5 protein-coding genes are annotated in these 17,663 nt (G+C 63.1%); all 5 read left to right on the top strand.

From position 1 onward, the window contains the following. The first annotated feature begins 144 nt into the window (after positions 1 to 144). A complete protein-coding gene (locus PSEUDOMOFG3G_RS15290; protein ID WP_139050487.1) occupies positions 145 to 12,771 on the top strand; it encodes a filamentous hemagglutinin family protein in 12,627 nt (4,208 codons plus the stop codon). A gap of 367 nt (positions 12,772 to 13,138) precedes the next feature. Beyond that, a complete protein-coding gene (locus PSEUDOMOFG3G_RS15285; RefSeq protein WP_047228943.1) occupies positions 13,139 to 13,741 on the top strand; it encodes a transposase in 603 nt (200 codons plus the stop codon). A gap of 71 nt (positions 13,742 to 13,812) precedes the next feature. Then, on the top strand, positions 13,813 to 15,372 hold the full coding sequence (locus PSEUDOMOFG3G_RS15280; RefSeq protein ID WP_373685085.1) for a ShlB/FhaC/HecB family hemolysin secretion/activation protein: 1,560 nt from the start codon (positions 13,813 to 13,815) through the stop codon (positions 15,370 to 15,372). Positions 15,373 to 15,389: 17 nt separating this feature from the next. Next, complete coding sequence (locus PSEUDOMOFG3G_RS15275; RefSeq protein WP_139050485.1) at positions 15,390 to 17,225, top strand: DUF2341 domain-containing protein; 1,836 nt, start codon at positions 15,390 to 15,392, stop codon at positions 17,223 to 17,225. Between the two features lie 11 nt (positions 17,226 to 17,236). Further along, entirely contained in the window at positions 17,237 to 17,662 is a 426-nt protein-coding gene (locus tag PSEUDOMOFG3G_RS15270; RefSeq protein ID WP_092455456.1) for a biopolymer transporter ExbD, read from the top strand. Position 17,663 lies beyond the last annotated feature (1 nt).

Genomic DNA, 17,663 nt, shown 5'->3' with positions numbered 1-17,663 from the left:
CGCGACGAACACAGCCACATGAAATTTTCATGACAACCGTTCGGTCCCGTCCCCCTGTAACCGCCTAACCCCTATAACCAACGCTGGCAGCTTGATACCACCGCGTTGCGACCCTTAAGAAGCGAACCCGAAAGGATGAGTAGGATGCTGCGCAGCAAACCCCAGACGAACCTGAATGCTCCACGTCGCGATGGCGAGTTGTCGATGTTGCGGCTCAAGCCGCTGGCCCAGGCCATTGCCCTGCTGATGGTTGCCGGCAATGCCCACGCGGCGACGGCGTTCAGTTCGGCCTGGTTTGCCGCCAAGGGCGCGTCTCAGGCCGGTGGCGCGGGGCGGCCCGCGACGGCGCAGCCAGGCATGCCGCCACCCTTAGCGCAACAGCAACGGGCCAATGCGCAGTTGCAGCGTTCGTTGACCAACCTCAACAATACTGTGGCCGCCATCGCGGCCCAGCAGGCGGCCCAGGCCGCGGGGCGGCAAGCCGCGTTCGGGCAGGTGCAGACCGTGCCCGACGGTTTGGGCGAGGGCGGGCTCAAGGTCGATAACAGCCTGACCCAGGGCTGGCTCAACGCCAAGGGACCGCAGCAGACCCAGGCCGGCGGCAAGACCACGGTGAAGATCGAGCAGACTGCCGACAAGGCGATTCTCAACTGGGAAACCTTCAACGTCGGCCGCAACACCACGGTGGATTTCCAGCAGCAATCGGACTGGGCCGTGCTCAACCGGGTCAATGATCCCCAGGCGCGACCGAGCCAGATCCAGGGCCAGATCAAGGGCAATGGCACGGTTATGCTGGTCAACCGCAACGGCATCATTTTCAGCGGCAGCAGCCAGGTCAACGTGCGCAACCTGGCGGCGGTGGCGGCCAACATCAGCGATGAGCAATTCGACAAGCGCGGCTTGTACGTCGATGCCACTGGCACCCAGCCGACCTTCACTGACGCCGCCGGCAAGATCGAAGTGCAGCGCGGTGCGCGGATCGAGACCCACCGCGCCGCCACCTCCACCGCCGGGGGCGGCTATGCCTTGCTGCTGGGTAGCGAAGTGGAGAACGCCGGTTCCATCATCACCGCCAAGGGCCAGACCACCCTGGCAGCGGGCGACAGTTTTTATATTCGCCGGGGTCAGGGCACCAGCGGCAACCCGCGTTCCACCACCCGTGGCAACGAGGTCGCGACGTCCCTCAAGCCGGGCAGCAGCGCCGGCACGGTGATCAACAGCGGCCTGATCCAGGCCAGCACCGGCGACATCACCCTTACCGGGCACAATGTGCAGCAGAACGGCGTGGCCGTGGCCAGCAGTTCGGTGGACACCCGCGGCACCGTGCACCTGCTCAACGCCTTCAGCGACAGCACCGGCAGCGTCACCCTGGGACAGGGCAGTGCCACGGCGGTGCTGCTTGACGCCGCGGGCGGCAGCGCCCTGGACAGCCAGCGCGATGCCGGACCCGCCGGCCTGGACGGTACGCCGAACAACCTGATCACCGGTCGGTTCAACAACCTCAGCAGTGTGGTCGACCGCACCGACCAGTCGCGGGTCGAGATCGTCAGTGGCGGCAGCGTCGACTTCCAGAACGGCTCCATCACCCTGGCCACCGGCGGTCAGGTCGCGGTCAGCGCCGCCGGTCGCAGTCTGGTGCGCGATGGTGCGGTGATCGACGTGTCCGGCGCCATCGGCGTCAAGGTGGCAATGGAATCCAATTCCATCAAGGTCAACGTGCAGGGCAACGAACAGCGTGATGCACCGGTCAACCGCGGGGGCGGCAAGCTGACCAACAACGATGTCTGGGTGGACGTGCGTGATTTGATCTACGTGCCGGCGGGCACCAACGGTTATGCCACCGACCGTTGGTACACGGCGGGTGGGCTGCTGGAAGTCGGCGGCTACCTGGGCACACGGGGCCACAGCATGGGTGAGTGGGCCGCCCAGGGCGGCACGCTGACGTTCACCGGCAACGATGTGGTGACCCAGCAGGCGGCGCAGCTGAATCTGTCCGGTGGCACCCTGGATGTGCAGAGCGGCTACCTGCGCCAGTCCTGGCTCAGGGGCCCCAATGGGCGCTTGTATGAATTGTCCAAGGCGCCGGGGGACATCCTCTACAGCGGCATTTACAAGGGTTACGAAGACCACAGCCAACGCTGGGGCCAGACCGATTACTACTACAACCCACTGATCGCCCCCCGCGAGCGCTTTGAGGCTGGCTACACCGTCGGTCGTGATGCCGGCAAGCTGGTGGTGTCGACCCGCAACGCGGTGCTGGAAGGCCAGATCGTTGGTGAGGTCTATCAGGGCGAACGCCAGACCCAGGCCCCCAATCTCAATCTCGACGGCTACCAGCAATCGCAAAACGCCGTGGCCCGACGGGCGCAATTGTGGGTGGGCAGCTACACGCCGATCTATGACAAGACCAGCGGTGTGATCAACAGCGCCTTGAACCCCACGCTTGATCAGGTCACCGTCGGCAAGGTGACCGAGAAAATTGCTGCGGGGCTGGACCTGACCTCGGTGGTTGGCACTGATCGGCAAGGCAAGCTGGTGCTGGATAACGAACTGATCAATGGGTTCCAGCTCGGTGCGGTCAAGGTGGCGGCGCTTGACGGCATCAAGGTCGATGGTGCGCTCAAGATGGCCGACGGCGGCGACATCACGCTTTATGCGCCGAAGGTGGAAGTGAACGCCAACCTGACGGCCCGCAGCGGTCGCATTGCCTTGGGTAACGTGCTTAAACAGATCAGAACCGATAATTTCCAGATGGGCGATGTCGTGCTTTCGCCTGCCACCGGTCAGCGTGCCGAGGTCACATTGGGCGAGGGCGTGACGTTGAACGCCGCTGGCCGCTGGAGCAATCTGTTGCTTGACGGCAACGACCGTCAGAACCTGCCGTTTATCAACGGCGGTGCCGTGGTCGTGCGCAGCGACAATATCGATGTACGCCAGGGCAGCCTGATCGACGTCAGCTCCGGCGCCGCGGTCATGGCCGATGGCAAGACCCGCGGCGCTAAGGGCGGGGACCTGACCCTGACGGCGGCTATCAATACGTCGTCAAGCAGCGGTGACTTGAACCTGGACGGTGAACTGCGCGGCACCGGGGTGAGCGGTGGCGGGACCTTGAAGCTGGCGGCCAATAAAGTGCTGATCGGCAACAGCAGCGCGCCCCTCGAGCCCGGCACCCTGCAACTGGGCGGCGATTTCTTCGACAAGGGCTTCTCGGCCTATGACATCACCGGCAACGAAGGCCTGACGGTGGCCGACGGGACCCGGGTCGATGTGACGATGCCGGTGTACCGTTTCGGCGAGCAGGCGTTGAGTACGGGCAGTGGCGCAGAGCCGGCGGACGCTTTGCAGCGCTGGACGCCGCAGCTGTACCAGGAAGATGCGATCAAAGGCGTCCTCACCCAGCGTCGCGGCGCGAGCCTGAGCCTCACTGCCGGTACCGCGAACTCCAGCGCCGCCGACATGGCGAGCACGGTGTTGAACCTGGGCAAGGGTAGCGTGATCAGCGTCGATCCGGGGCAGGGCATCGATGTGCGCAGCATTGGTCAACTGACTGCCAACGGCACCCTTAATGCGTGGGGTGGGCGGGTCAGTCTCACCGAGTTGAGCGTCACGGGTGCGGACGGCGAAGGGGTCAATGCCCAGGGCCACGGTCGTTCCATTTGGCTCGGCGAACAGGCGCTGATCGACGTCTCCAGTCGCGCCGTGACTGCCCAGGATATGCGCGGCCAGACCTACGGCCTGGTGCGCGACGGCGGCCAGATTGTCATCGGCGGCCAGATCGATGCCGCGAAAGGTTCTGCTTCCGCATCCGAACTGTTTGTGGTGGTGCGTGACGGCGCACGTCTGCAAGCGGATGGCAGCCAGGCGGTGCTGGATATCCCCGGCCAGGGACGCACGTCGGTGGCGAGTAATGGAGGCAGTATTTCCCTGGCATCGGCCAATGGTTTGTACCTGGACGGCGACTTCAGCGCTCGTTCGGGTGGCGCAGGGGCGGCAGGCGGCAGTTTGTCAGTAGCCCTGGAAACGCCCTATTACCGCAACGATGCGGTCAGTGATCGGGTCTTGCAAGTGCGTGAGCTGGTGCTGGGGCAAAACGCCCAGGCGACCCTACTGGGCGACTCAGCCGAAACCTCGGCGGATTCACTGGTCTACGGTCACGGTCGCTTAGGCGTGGATCAGGTGCAGTCGGGCGGCTTCCACAGCCTTGCCTTGTTGAGCAATGGCCTGTTGAGCGCCGATGGCGACGTGTCACTGTCTCTCGGCCAAAGCCTGAGTCTGTATGCCCGCAGCTTTGGGCCGAGTGCAAATGCGCCAGCCAATACCCGGGTCCAACTCAATGCCTCCCATGTGCTGCTGTCCGGGCCTGCGGCCGCGCGACCGAATATGGACGGGTATACTCGGCCCGCAGTCGAGGGCGGCGGTGTGTCGCTGTTGGCAAACAAGACAGTGTTTTCCGTTAACGCAGACCTGCTGGATGTACAGGGTAGTGTGATATTTAGCGGCAAAGGCACGCTGAGGCAGGCCGACGGTACTACCGTCGAGCTGGAGCGCGCCGGTTTCGACCGGGTCCAGCTAAGCAGTCGGGGTGATTTACGATTCCTGGCCGGGTTCTCTGGCGGCGGTATGCCTGAAGGCTTCACTACCCAATTGCTGACCCCTTCGGACATGATCTTGCAAGCGGCGCAGTTGTATCCCGCGACCGGGGTCGGCGCACGGATATTGGCAGGATATGGCTGGGGCACTGAACCCGGTAGCGGCATGATTCTCTATGATCCGGCGCGTAGCCTGGTCATCGGACGCACCACACAGGTAGCACCTCAAGTGCCTTATTCGGTGTTCGGTCGCTTGCAACTGGGTAGCGCCAAGATCGAACAAGGTGGTGTTGTCCGTGCACCTTTGGGGTTGCTTGAAATCGGTACAAACAACAGCTTGGCGGGTGTATCGGCTCGAGTAGACTTGTTGCCGGGCAGCCTGACCTCGGTCAGCGGCCTGGGGTTGGTGCTGCCTTATGGTGGCACTGTCGATGGGCAGAGCTATCAGTACGCTGGAAAGAAGGTTGTGTTGCTAGGGCAAGGAGCGGTGCCCTCCAACAACGGCGACCTCAACATCGGCGTGATTCTCGGCGGCAAGTCTGTGGAGGGCCAGGAAGGCTCGGTGCTCGATCTTTCGGGTGGTGGTGAATTGCTCGGCGCCGGTTTTATCTCTGGCCGAGGCGGTTCCACCGATGCGCGTTTCAACCCGCTGGTACAAATCGGTGCGAACGGCGGTTTCACCTTGCCGGGATTGTCCAGCAACCCGGTCTACGCCATCGTGCCGGGCAATCAGAGCCAATACGCGCCGGTCGCCGCCGAAGGTGGCGCGGTCGATCCGAGGGTAGGTCAGCAGATCACCATCGGTGCCGGTGTGCCCGGGCTGGTTGCCGGCACCTACACCCTGATGCCATCCACCTACGCCTTGTTGCCGGGGGCGTTCCGAGTCGAGGTCAATGGCTTGGCGGGGCAAGGTGTCACAACGGGCGCGCAACAGATGCGCAACGGTTCCTGGACCACTGCCGGCGTGCTGTCGGTGGCCAATACCGGGCAGCGCAACAGTTTGTCCAGCCAAGTCATCCTGACCTCGGGCGATGTGCTGCGTCGCTACTCGCAATACAACGAAACCAGCTACGCCCAGTTCGCCGTGGCCGACGCCGCGCGTTTGGGCGTTCCCAGGGCTTTGTTGCCGGTAGATGCCAAGACGTTGAAGTTGAACCTGGCCAAGGGCGCCGCAGATCAGGCATTCTCTTTCAAGGGGATCGGCAAGTTCGCGCCTCAGACCGGGGGGTTCGGCGGCACCGTCGCGGTGGTTGCCAGCAATGGCACTGCGCTCGAAGTGGTCGCCGAAGGACGGGGGGCTACGGCTGGCTTCGAAGGTGTGACCCTCAATGCCGAAAGCCTCAATGCTCTAAATGCCTCACGCCAAGTGATCGGCGGCCAGTTTTCAGTGCTCTATGGCCAGGGCGGTAACTACATCACGCCGCAACGCGTGTCCCGCAGTGTCGCGCTGCGTGAAGGTGCGACCCTGTCGGCGCCTGAGGTATTCCTCCTGGCCGACGGCGGCGAGCTCTTGGTGGAACAAGGTGCCGCCATCAACACCATTGGACGGGGCAAGGCCGCTTATGATGCCCGTGATGGTTTTATCTATAACCTCAATGTGACGTTCCAAAACTACAGCTTGCTGGCCGCCTCCAATGGCTTGCTCAATGTATTGGCCCCTGTGTCAGGCACCAGCGGCACGGTCAACATTGGCGGATGTAGCCTGACGCCGTGCAGCGGCGTGACCCGGATCCACTCCGAAGGCAGCATCGTTGCTGCCTCCGGCAGCAGCCTGGAGTTGGGCGACCAGGTGCGTTACGGCACCCGTCACCTGACCCTGGCCCTGAGTAACATCAACGTCGGTACCGCCCAGGCCCTGAGCAACGCGGCGACGCGCCAGGTCCTGCCAGCCGGTCTGACCCTGAGCCAGACCGTGCTCGATCGCCTGTTGCGCGGGGACACCGAATACGGTGCTCCGGCCCTGGAAACCCTCGAACTGTCGGCCAGTCAGGCGCTGAATTTCTACGGCACCGTCAGCCTGGACACCTATGACCCGACAACAGGCAAGTCGCGCCTGAATAACCTGATGCTCAGCACCCCGGCCATTTATGGCGCCGGCAGCGTCAACGACGTGGCGACCATCCGCACCGCCAACCTGATCTGGAACGGCGCCGTTGGCGCGCCGGGTTCGGTGATTGCCGGTGGGGCCGGCACCGGTGCCGGTCGCCTGGACATCCAGGCTCAGCGCATCGAATTCGGCTATGGCGATTTCGCCCAACCGAGCTCGATCACTACCCTGGACCGTCTTGCACTGGGCTTCGCCAACGTCAACCTTAGCGCCAGCGAACGCCTGACCGCCAACCACAAAGGCAGCCTGGCGGTGTATCAACGCCAGGGCGCCTATGACGCGAAAACGGGCTACGCCTACAGCGGCGGCAACCTGAATATCCTCACCCCGTTGCTGACCGGTGAAGCCGGCTCGGTCAACCGCATCACCGCAGGCGGCGCGGTCAACGTAGCGGGTACAAGCGCTAAGCCGGGCACTGTCTCCGGGCTTGGGGGCGAGTTGTCCATCAAAGGCGCGAGCCTAAACCTTGCCAGCGCGGTGATGCTGCCCAGCGGCAAGCTGACCCTGAGCGCAACGGATGACCTGACCCTGGCCGATGGGGCACTGATCGACGTGGCGGGCCGCACCTTCACCTTCAACGATGTGACACGCTACAGCGCCGGAGGCGAGGTGATCCTGCAAAGCCGCAACGGCAACATCCGCCAGGCTGATGGTTCAAGCATCGACCTCTCGGCCCGCAACAACCAGGCCGGTCGGCTCAGTGCGGTGGCTCTGGACGAGGCGGCCGGGATCGTTGATTTGCAGGGGCGGATTCTCGGCAGCAGCACAGGCGAATATGACGCCGGTGGCACCGCCATGCCGTACCTGGCCGGCGGCGTGGAGATTCAGGCCCAGCGCCTGGGCGGCAGCGGCAACCTCAGTGAACAGTTCGCGGCGTTGAACCAACGGTTGAACGACGGGCAGGTATTCGGCTCTCGCAGCTTCCAGCTCAAGCAAGGCGACCTGGTGATCGGCAATGAACTCAAAGCCTCGTCCATTAGCGTTTCCTTGGACAATGGCAGCCTGTTGGTCAACGGTAAGGTGGACGCTAGTGGTGAGCGGGTCGGCAGCATCCGGCTCGCGGCCGGGCGTTCCCTGACCCTGGGCAGTAATGCGGTGCTTGACGCTCACGGTAACCGTCTTCGCGTGGACAGTTACGGCAAGATCATCGACTCACCGAACCGCGCCATCGTCGACCTGACTTCCCGCGCCGGTGTGCTGACGCTGGCCGACGGTGCTCGCATCGATTTGCGCCATGGCACTGCGGCGCCTGCCGGGCAGCACGACGGTCGTGTCCGTGGCACGTTGGAACTCAATGCACACCGTGCCGGCTCGGATCCGACCCAGGGCGACATTGCCATTGATGCACGCGGTGGTCTGGATATCCAGGGCGCCCGGTCCATCGCGGTCAACGGTATGTGGCAGTACAACGATGCAACCTTTGGCAGCGATCCGGCGGCCAGCGGTCGTCCTTATCAGGTGATCGACCAGGCGTACCTGGATGGCAAAGATAGGGACAGCACTGCCTTCATCAAGGCGGCGCTGAACAACAGCGACCTGATGCAACGCAAGCTCGCCGGGCTCAATAACGCTCGTTATGCCGATGCCTTTCACCTGCGGCCCGGTGTGGAGATCGTCAGCGCCACCGCCGACGGTGATCTGGTGGTGCAGGGCGACTTGGACTTGTCCGGTTATCGCTACGCCAGTGTGAACCCGCACACGCAGAAAACCGACGTGTACGGTTCCGGCGAGGCCGGTGCGCTGACCCTGCGCGCCGGTGGCGACCTGAGCATCTACGGCAGCATCAACGACGGATTTGCTCCACCGCCCCCTACCCAAGACGACAAAGGCTGGGTGCTGCTGCCTGGCATCGACTTCACCGGTGGCGACATCGTTGTGCCCGGTGCCGGCGTGACCCTGGCCGACGGCACAGCGTTCCCGGCGGGAACCACCTTGAACTACGACTTGCCGATCAAGGGCGTGACCCTGGCGGCGGGTACTCGACTGCCAGTGGCCGCAGTCCTTGACCAACCGTTGCAACTGCCGGCCGGCATGGTGTTGGCAGCTGCGGTGCACGATGCGTCCGGCAACCTGTTGTTTGCCGCAGGTACCTTGCTGAGCCAGGCCCAGACACTGCAGGCTGGCTCGCAGTTGGGTGCCGGCAGCGTGTTGAGCGGCGCCACCGCACTGCGTGGCTTCACCTGGCCCAAGGGCGTTGCGCTGCCGAACGTGGCAAACGCGGGCAATGCGCAGACCAATATCCTCAAGCTCGAAGGCAGCCTGGTCTTGAACCGCGGTTCGCTGCTTCCGTCCGGCACCGACGTGAAGTTACCGGATGGCGTCGAATCGGTGCAGTTGCGTCCAGAGATTGCGGGCAGCGATGGCCGCATGTGGGCCATCGCCCCCATGCTCGCCGAGGGTTCTCAATCCTGGTCGTTGAGATTGGTGGCCGGGGCCGACACGACGGCTGCGGACAGCCGGATCGTCCAGCCTGAACCGGTCCATGGCGACTTGCGTCTCGCCGACAGCCACTACGGCATGTTCGGTGTGCTCGTACCCGGAAAGGGCAGCCTCATATGGACCGAGGCGGGCGTAGAGGACATGTTGAACAACGGGATCACGGTCGAACTGGGCCAGCCTGTCGACGAAACCATCTTTCGCGATATTTTCGGTTACGAATCGGCCGAAGCTTTTTGTGCTGATTTTGGTGGCAATTGCACGCTCCAGGCTTCTTACAAATGGACCAAGTCAGCAGAGGAACAGCTGGCAAACTCAGGCTTCGAGGTCAAGGCCGGTGAGCTGATCAGCCAGGCCGCGGCGCAATTTTTCAAATTCGATTCAGTCCAGTCGTTTTGCGACGCAGTACCGGAAATTTGTACACCCGCTGACGGGGAATACAATCCGGTTGCCGGCAGTGTCCGTCCAAGTGTCCTCCGTACCGGCACCGGCGACCTGGAACTGCTGAGCGGTGGCAGCCTGCGCATGGATTCGTTGTTCGGGATCTATACCGCCGGCACCTCGTCGGCGCCGACGTTCCCAGGCGATCCCTACAACCAGCCCAAGGCCTTGGGCGGCAACGACACGGTGCTCAACGACGAGGATGGCAACAATGAAAGGCTGGTCGATGGCGGCACTGAAAGTCTCTATCGCGCCTGGTATCCGGACGCGGGCGGTAACCTGTTGCTTAAGGTCGGCGGTGACCTCAGTGGTAATCTGACCGCGCCTGTCAACTCTAACGGGCGACCGAACCCTACCGACATGGGCCAGGATTCGGCCAATGTGGGCAATTGGCTTTGGCGCCAGGGCAATGGTGATTCAGCGAACAGCCAGCCGACCGCTTGGTGGATCAACTTCGGTAGCTATACCGCGTCGACGGTGTCGGGTGGCGCTGATCAAATGGCCGCTTTCACCGGATTCGGGACCTTGGGCGGCGGTGATCTGGATGTACAGGTGAAGGGTGACGCGGGCGTGTTGAACCGACTCGCCGGTAGCGACTTCAATTCAAACATCAACGCTCGTAGCCAGGGGCTGCTGCTGGCTGTGGGCAGCACCGGGCGCGTAGGCGCCGATGGCAGCCTGCAACTGACCGGTGGCGGTGATCTCAATCTGCGAGTGGGTGGCGCTTTGAATCCCGAGAGCCTGTTCGTGAACGGACATCTCAACGGCGCGGTCATCAACCTGCGGGGGCACGCGCAGATCGATAGCGGCGCCATCGGTCGAATCGACCTTCAATATGGCAATGCTGTCTCAGCACAGTCCCCTGGAGAAACGCGGGCCTACGATTCCTTTAAGTCCACACGAGGATCTGCAACGGGTGGGCTGACCCTCATGCCGGGCGACGCTACCTTTGATTTGACAACTTTGGGCGACCTTGTCGTGATGGACGTCGCCGACCCGGGCCGGGCGCCGATGATGAGTGTGTCGCCCTTCAAAAATGGTGCGACTAACGGATCGGGTGTGAGCTGGTTCACGCTGTGGACGGCCAATACCGCGATCGACTTGTGGTCGTCGGGAGGTAACCTGACACCTTTCACCTTCAGTACCGCAACGGATTTGGCGGTGGTCTACCCATCGATCCTGAGAGCTGTGGCGGCCAGTGGCAGCCTTTACTATGGGGAGTCCTCGGCATTGTATGGAACAGCCTACAACGGCAACAATCGCCCAGCCCTGCTGCTCGCTCCCGGCATCAACAGTGAGTTGCAATTCATGGCCGGCGACTCCATCTACGGCGGCGACATGTCGGTCAGTCGCTCCGGTGCTGCCTCCGTGGCCCTGGCCACACCGTTACGGCCAGCCTTTGTCGGTATCGTCGATGGTTTCGTCCTAAAGGCCAGCAACCTTTCAGCCGACGGCAATTTCGCACGTCCTGATGCGAACATATTGCCGCTGCTTGCCTTCGACACCAGCAGCGCCTCCAGTGAGTGGGCTCTCAATGTCGATCCTGCTCGCTTCTATGCGCTTGAAGGTGACTTGCTGGCAGTCACCACTGGACGGTCGATGACATCAGCCTCTACAGGCAGATGGCCGGGGCGAATCGCATACGAAGGCGCCGGGCCTGTACGGATGATGGCTGGGCGAGACATTGTCAGCAGCGGCATACCGCTGGGCGGGTCTCTGAATGAGAACCCCTACGCGGGTAACTACACCAGCAACGGCAACCTCTTCATCCACAACAACCCCACCGACATCTCCATTGTCTCGGCCGGTCGCGACATCCTTTACAGTAACTTCAACGTCGCCGGCCCCGGCCTGCTGGAGATCACCGCCGGGCGCAATCTGCTGATGGACGACAAGGTCAGCATCAACAGTATCGGCGCTGTGGTGCCGGGGGATTCGCGCCCTGGCGCGAGCCTGGTGCTGCAAGCCGGCGCGGGCCTCAACGGCGCGGATTACCAGCGCTTCGTCAAGGCGTACCTGGACCCGGCGAACCAGGCTTTGGCCGGTGTGCCCTTGGCAAATCAGGACGGTAAAGTTGCCAAGACCTACGAGGCGGAACTGGTGGACTGGCTGGAGAAACGCTTTGGCTTCAGCGGCGACACCGAGCAGGCCCGCAGCTACTTCGCGGCGCTACCGGCCGAGCAGCAGCGGGTGTTTGCCCGCGACGTGTACTTCGCCGAGCTCAAGGCCGGTGGTCGTGAGTACAACGAAGTGGGCGGCGTGCGCCAGGGCAGCTACCTGCGCGGGCGGGAGGCTATCGACTTGTTGTTCCCAAGCAAGGATGTGGCGGGTAACGCGATCACCTACAAGGGCGATATCACGATGTTCGGCGGGGCGGGGGTGCACACCGATTTTGGCGGCAGCATCCAGATGCTCACGCCGGGCGGCGGGCAGACGTTCGGCATCGAGGGCAACGCGCCGCCGTCCACCGCCGGGGTCATTACCCAGGGCGAGGGCGATATCCAGTTGTATGCGCAGAACAGCATTCTGCTGGGGCAGAGCCGGATCATGACCACCTTTGGCGGTTCGATTCTCGGCTGGTCGGCCCAGGGCGACATCAACGCCGGTCGCGGTTCGAAGACCACCGTGGTCTACACACCGCCCAAGCGCTTGTACGATACCTGGGGCAACGTGACCCTGTCGCCGTCGGTGCCGAGCACCGGCGCCGGTATCGCCACGCTCAACCCGATTGCCGAAGTGGCGCCGGGCGACATCGACCTGATCGCGCCATTGGGCACCATCGATGCGGGCGAGGCGGGGATCCGGGTGTCGGGCAACGTCAACATCGCGGCATTGACCGTGGTGAACGCGGCCAACATCCAGACCCAGGGCAAATCCTCTGGTGTGCCACTGGCGGCCACGGTGAACACCGGGGCCATCACCTCGGCCAGTTCGGCGGCGTCCTCGGCGACACAAGCGGCGGAAGACGTGGCCCGCCAGCAGCAGAACGCGGCGCGACAAAACCAGGCGTCGGTGTTCACCGTGCAGGTGGTGAGCTTCGGCTCCGAGCAACTGGCCCCGTCCCGCGACGGTGCCAGCCGCGACGCGCCACGGGCCTACGACCCGGCCAGCCCGGTGCAAGTGCTGGGCGCCGGCCCCCTGGATGAACAGACCCGGCAGCGCTTGACCGAGGAAGAGCGGGGGCGGTTGAGCTTGTAGCGATCGGCTGGCACCGAGTCGCCGGCATCGCGAGCAGGCTCGCTCCCACAGGGTTGCTGGACACCCAGTACCCGTGGCGAGGGAGCTTGCTCCCGCTGGGCTGCGCAGCAGCCCCAAGCCAATCACCGCGGTGTGTCAGATACTCCCCAGCAGCCTTTTTGGGGCCGCTTCGCAGCCCAGCGGAAGCAAGCTCCCTCGCCACGGGACCCGCGCTCAAGTTCCCATCGACGTCCATCCAAATGAAGCTTTCATGACAAAAGTTCGGTAGCACATCGCCATTCCCGTCAAGCCTGTGTGACGTGTTCGAGGGGACCTGCAAGGTCGTTTGGAACCGGGGCAGGCAGCCGGGAGTGAGGCGATGGGAACTATGGAACGTTATTCGAAAGTGGGCATGCAGGAGCTTGACCAGCGGTTGTCGAAGATCGTCGAGGCGGCGCGCAAGCAGCCGGTCTCGGTGTATCGCTACGGCGCACCGTGGGTCTGGATCGTTTCCCAGGATGACTGGCAGGGCGCACTCAAGGAAGTGTCCAGCTACATCCCGCAAGGCCATTCACTGGTGTTGCTGCGTCCGCAAATCGACGACCTGCTGGACGACCACCGCGACGTGCTGCAAGGCCTCACCGCAAGCGCCGAGATGCTGATCGCACCGCAGACCGTCATGCACATCCTTTTACTGCAACTGCTCTATTCGGTGCCCAGCGAGCAGCAACTCTACGAACAACTCAATTACAACCTGCTGTTCCGTTGGTTCGTCGGCCTGGACCTGAACCAGAAGGTCTGGCGCTTCGACGTTTTGAGCAAAGACCTCGCCACGCTGCTGGGCGATGCGCGGGCGGTGAGGCTCATCCAGAAAATAATCGGTGAAGTGTTCTGCGGTGCCTTGCTGCAAATGCCGGAGTTCTCCTTGAATTTCGCGCTGTTGCACACCTGGCTGGCGCGGCACGCCACGACATCGACTGCAAGCAATTGAGCGGTACTTTGAATTCAGGGGGTGGTGTGGAGCATTTCTTCAAATCGCGGCCAGCGCTGTGGGGCTGGTTGGTGTTGACGGTCGGGGGGCCGTCGGCGTTCGCCGCGCAAGCGCAGCAGGAGGCCGAATCGGCCCCGGCCCGCCTGGTGGACGTGAACGAGTATTTCGTGCGTGGCAACACCGTGCTCGATGCCCGGGCCATCGAGGAGGCGGTGTACCCGTTCCTCGGCCCGCAAAAGGCCTTGAGCGATATCGAGGGGGCCCGGGAGGCGCTGCAGAAGGCCTATCAGGCGCGCGGTTATCAATCGGTGTTCGTCGAGTTGCCGGAGCAGAAAGTCGAAGACGGCATCGTCTACCTGCAGGTCAGCGAGACCAAGGTCGGCCGAGTCCGTGTGGTGGGTGCCAAGCATTATTCGCCCGTGGAGATCCGCGAGGACGTGCCAGCGCTCAAGGAAGGCGAGGTGCCCGATTTCGCCCAGGTCCAGACCGAGTTGGCGCAGTTGAACAAGACCCCGGGGCGCCAGGTCATGCCGTTGGTACGCGAGGGCCAGCGGCCCGGCACCATGGATGTGGACTTGCAGGTCGAGGATCAGAACCCGTGGCAAGCCAGCCTGGGGCTCAATAACGATTACAGCGCCGACACCGAGAAGCTGCGCAGCGTCGCCAGCCTGGGCTACAACAACCTTTGGCAATTGGGTCACAGCCTCTCGCTGACCTTCTTCACCGCCCCCCAGGACACCGAAAACGCCAAGGTCTGGTCGGGCTCCTATACCGCACCGCTGGACGAGCACTGGAGTGTGCAGTTCTCCGGCTACCAGTCCGACAGCAACGTGGCGACCATCGGCGGCAGCAACGTCTTGGGCAGGGGCCATTCGTACGGTGTCTCGGCGATCTACACCTTGGCGTCCAGCGCCGCTTGGGCCAATACGTTTTCCGTTGGCGTGGATTTCAAAGACTTTGAGGAAGAGCTGAATCTGGGCGGCGCCAGCGACAAAGTGCCGCTCAAGTACGCGCCGTTCACCTTCGCCTACAACGGCTTTCGCTACAGCGAAAACAGCCAGTTGGGCCTTGGCCTGAGCCTGGTGGCGGGCACCCGCAGCCTGTTGGGCTATGGCAGTTCCGACGAAGACTTCGACTACAAGCGCTACCGCGCCAGCCCCAGTTTTGCGGTGCTCAAGGGTGACGGCAATTACACCTTCACCTTCGCCAACGACTGGCAGACCGCGTCCAAAGCCGCGTTCCAGCTGGCGTCCGGGCCGCTGGTTTCCAACGAGCAATTCTCTGCCGGTGGCGCGACATCGGTTCGCGGTTATCTGGCCGCCGAGCGTACCGGGGATGACGGCTACCTGCTGTCCCAGGAGTTGCGTACACCTTCCATTGCCAAGTTCCTCGGCAGTTATGTCCAGGAGTGGCGCTTCTACGCCTTCGCCGAAGGAGCGCAGTTGTACTTGCGCGACGAACTGCCCGATCAGGACGCGGATTACAGCCTGGCCAGTGTCGGCCTCGGCACTCGCGCGAGCCTGAGCAAATGGTTGTCCGGCAGCCTCGATTGGGGCTACCCGCTGCTCGAAGGGCCGAACACCTCGAAACAGGAATCGCGCCTGCATTTCAACCTGCAAGCGACGTTTTGAACCTAGGAGTCATGTCCATGCAACGCTTATTGTTATCCCTGTTTATCTGCCTGGGGCTGGTGCTTCCAGCCACGGCCAATGCTTGGTGGCAGGACGACTGGCACTACCGCAAACAGATTTCCGTGGACACCACGCCCCAAGGCGCGGCGATCAGCCAGGCCCTGGGCCGCACCGCATTGCTGGTACGCCTGCACACCGGCAATTTCACCTTCGATGGTGTCAAGGATGATGGCTCGGACCTGCGCTTTGTCAGTGCCGATGACAAGACCGTGCTCAATCACCAGATCGAAAGCTTCGACCCGTTGATGGGGATGGCCTTGATCTGGGTCGATGTACCGAACGTGGAGGGTGGCCAGCGTCAGGATCTGTGGATGTACTACGGCAACCAGAAGGCGCCGGCCACCGGCAGCGGCCAATTGACCTTCGACCCGGATTACACCGCTCTTTACCACTTCGATGGCACCACCGGTGTACCGCCCCGGGATGCCACGGCGTATGGCAACAATGCCCAGGGTGCCGCTGGAACCAGCATCGATGGCGTGATCGGTCGTGCCTTGCAATTAAACGGTCAGCCGCTGCTGTTGCCGGCCAGCCCTTCATTGCAGCACAGCGCCGGCGCGGCGTTCACATTCAGCGCCTGGCTGCGCCAGGATCAGGCCAGCGGTGAGCAGGTGATCCTGGCCCGCCGTGAGGCCGCCGCCAGCCTGTTGGTGGGGGTGAACCAGGGTGTGCCATTCCTGGACATTGACGGTCAGCGTGCTGTCTCGACTCAACCGTTGAACCCCGGCCAATGGCAACACCTGGCGTTGACCGCCTCGGGCGACCGGGTCGTGCTGTACGTCAACGGTCGTGAAACCGCGAGCCTGGCGGTGGCGATGCCGGCGTTCAATTCGCCGATCGCCCTGGGGGCCGATCTTTCTGCGGGGCTTGCCTCCGACCCTTCAACTGATCTCCCCACCGAGACTTTCGTGCCGTTCAGCGGGGCCATGGACGAGGTGCGTCTGTCCAAGGTCGCCCGTGCGGCGCCGCTGCTGTTGGCTGATGCCAATGCCCAGGGCGCCGAATCAAAACTGGTGGCCTACGGGGTCGATGAAGAGCAGTCCGGTTTCGGTTTCGGCAGCCTGGGTTTCCTGCTCAACGCCGTGCCGCTGGACGCCTGGGTGATCATCGCGGTGCTGGTGCTGATGATGTTCCAGTCGTGGGTCATCATGATCCGCAAGAACCGCATGGTCAGCCGCCTCAGTGCCGCCAACGAAGCCTTCCGTGAGCAGTTCGCCACGATCGGCACGCGCCTGGAAATGTTCGCCGACGACCAAGACCTCGCCCAGCGCCTGCAACATTCGTCCCTGTGGCGCTTGTACCTGGTGGCGGTCAAGGAGATCCGCACCCGTCGCGAGCAGGGCGCCGATACCTCGTCGGTGTCGGCCGCCACCATCGAAGCGATCCGCTGCTCCATGGACGGTGTGCGCACCCGGGAAAACCAGCAACTGAGCTCGAAACTCTCGACCCTCTCCAACGCCATCGCCGGCGGGCCGTACATCGGCCTGCTCGGCACGGTGCTGGGGATCATGGTGGTGTTCCTCGGCACGGCCATGGCCGGTGACGTGAACATCAACGCCATTGCCCCGGGCATGGCCGCGGCCTTGCTCGCCACTGCCATGGGCTTGTTCGTCGCGATCCCTGCGCTGTTTGGCTACAACCGGCTGATCACCCGCAACAAGGAAGTCAGCGCCGACATGCGGGTGTTCGTCGACGAGTTCATCACGCGCCTGGCGGAGATGCACGGCGAAGGTCAGTCCGGTGAAGCGGCGCATCGCCGTGACCATCACGTTCAATCGCCCGTACCGGCCTGAGGAGCGCAGTCATGGCTAGCGTAAACGCTTCACACGATGACGACGATGACGCCGCGGTGGACAGCATCAACGTCACTCCGTTGGTGGACGTGCTCATGGTGGTTTTGGTGATGTTCATCCTCACCGCTACGGCACAGGTGTCGGGTATTCAGATCAACCTGCCCAAGGCCAGCGCCTCGGTGTCGCTGTCCGAAGCCAAGACCAAGGCCATTTCGGTGAATGACGGCGGGCAGGTGTTCCTTGATGCCTACCCGGTGACCCTGGGCGAGCTGGAGGAGCGTCTGCGTATCGAAAAAGCCCAGAGCCCGGATTTTCCGGTGATCGTGCGCGGCGACGCCACGGTGCAGTACCAGAAAGTCATCGAAGTGCTGGATCTGTTGCGGCGCCTGGAACTGTCACAGGTCGGTCTCGTGACCGGCAAACCGAGCCAGGGCTGAC

The organism is Pseudomonas sp. FG-3G (assembly GCF_901007645.1).
In the GTDB taxonomy this organism is placed as follows: domain Bacteria; phylum Pseudomonadota; class Gammaproteobacteria; order Pseudomonadales; family Pseudomonadaceae; genus Aquipseudomonas; species Aquipseudomonas rhizophila.
The sequence above is the reverse complement of the archived record's forward strand: the minus strand, read 5'-3'. Positions and strand labels throughout refer to the sequence as shown.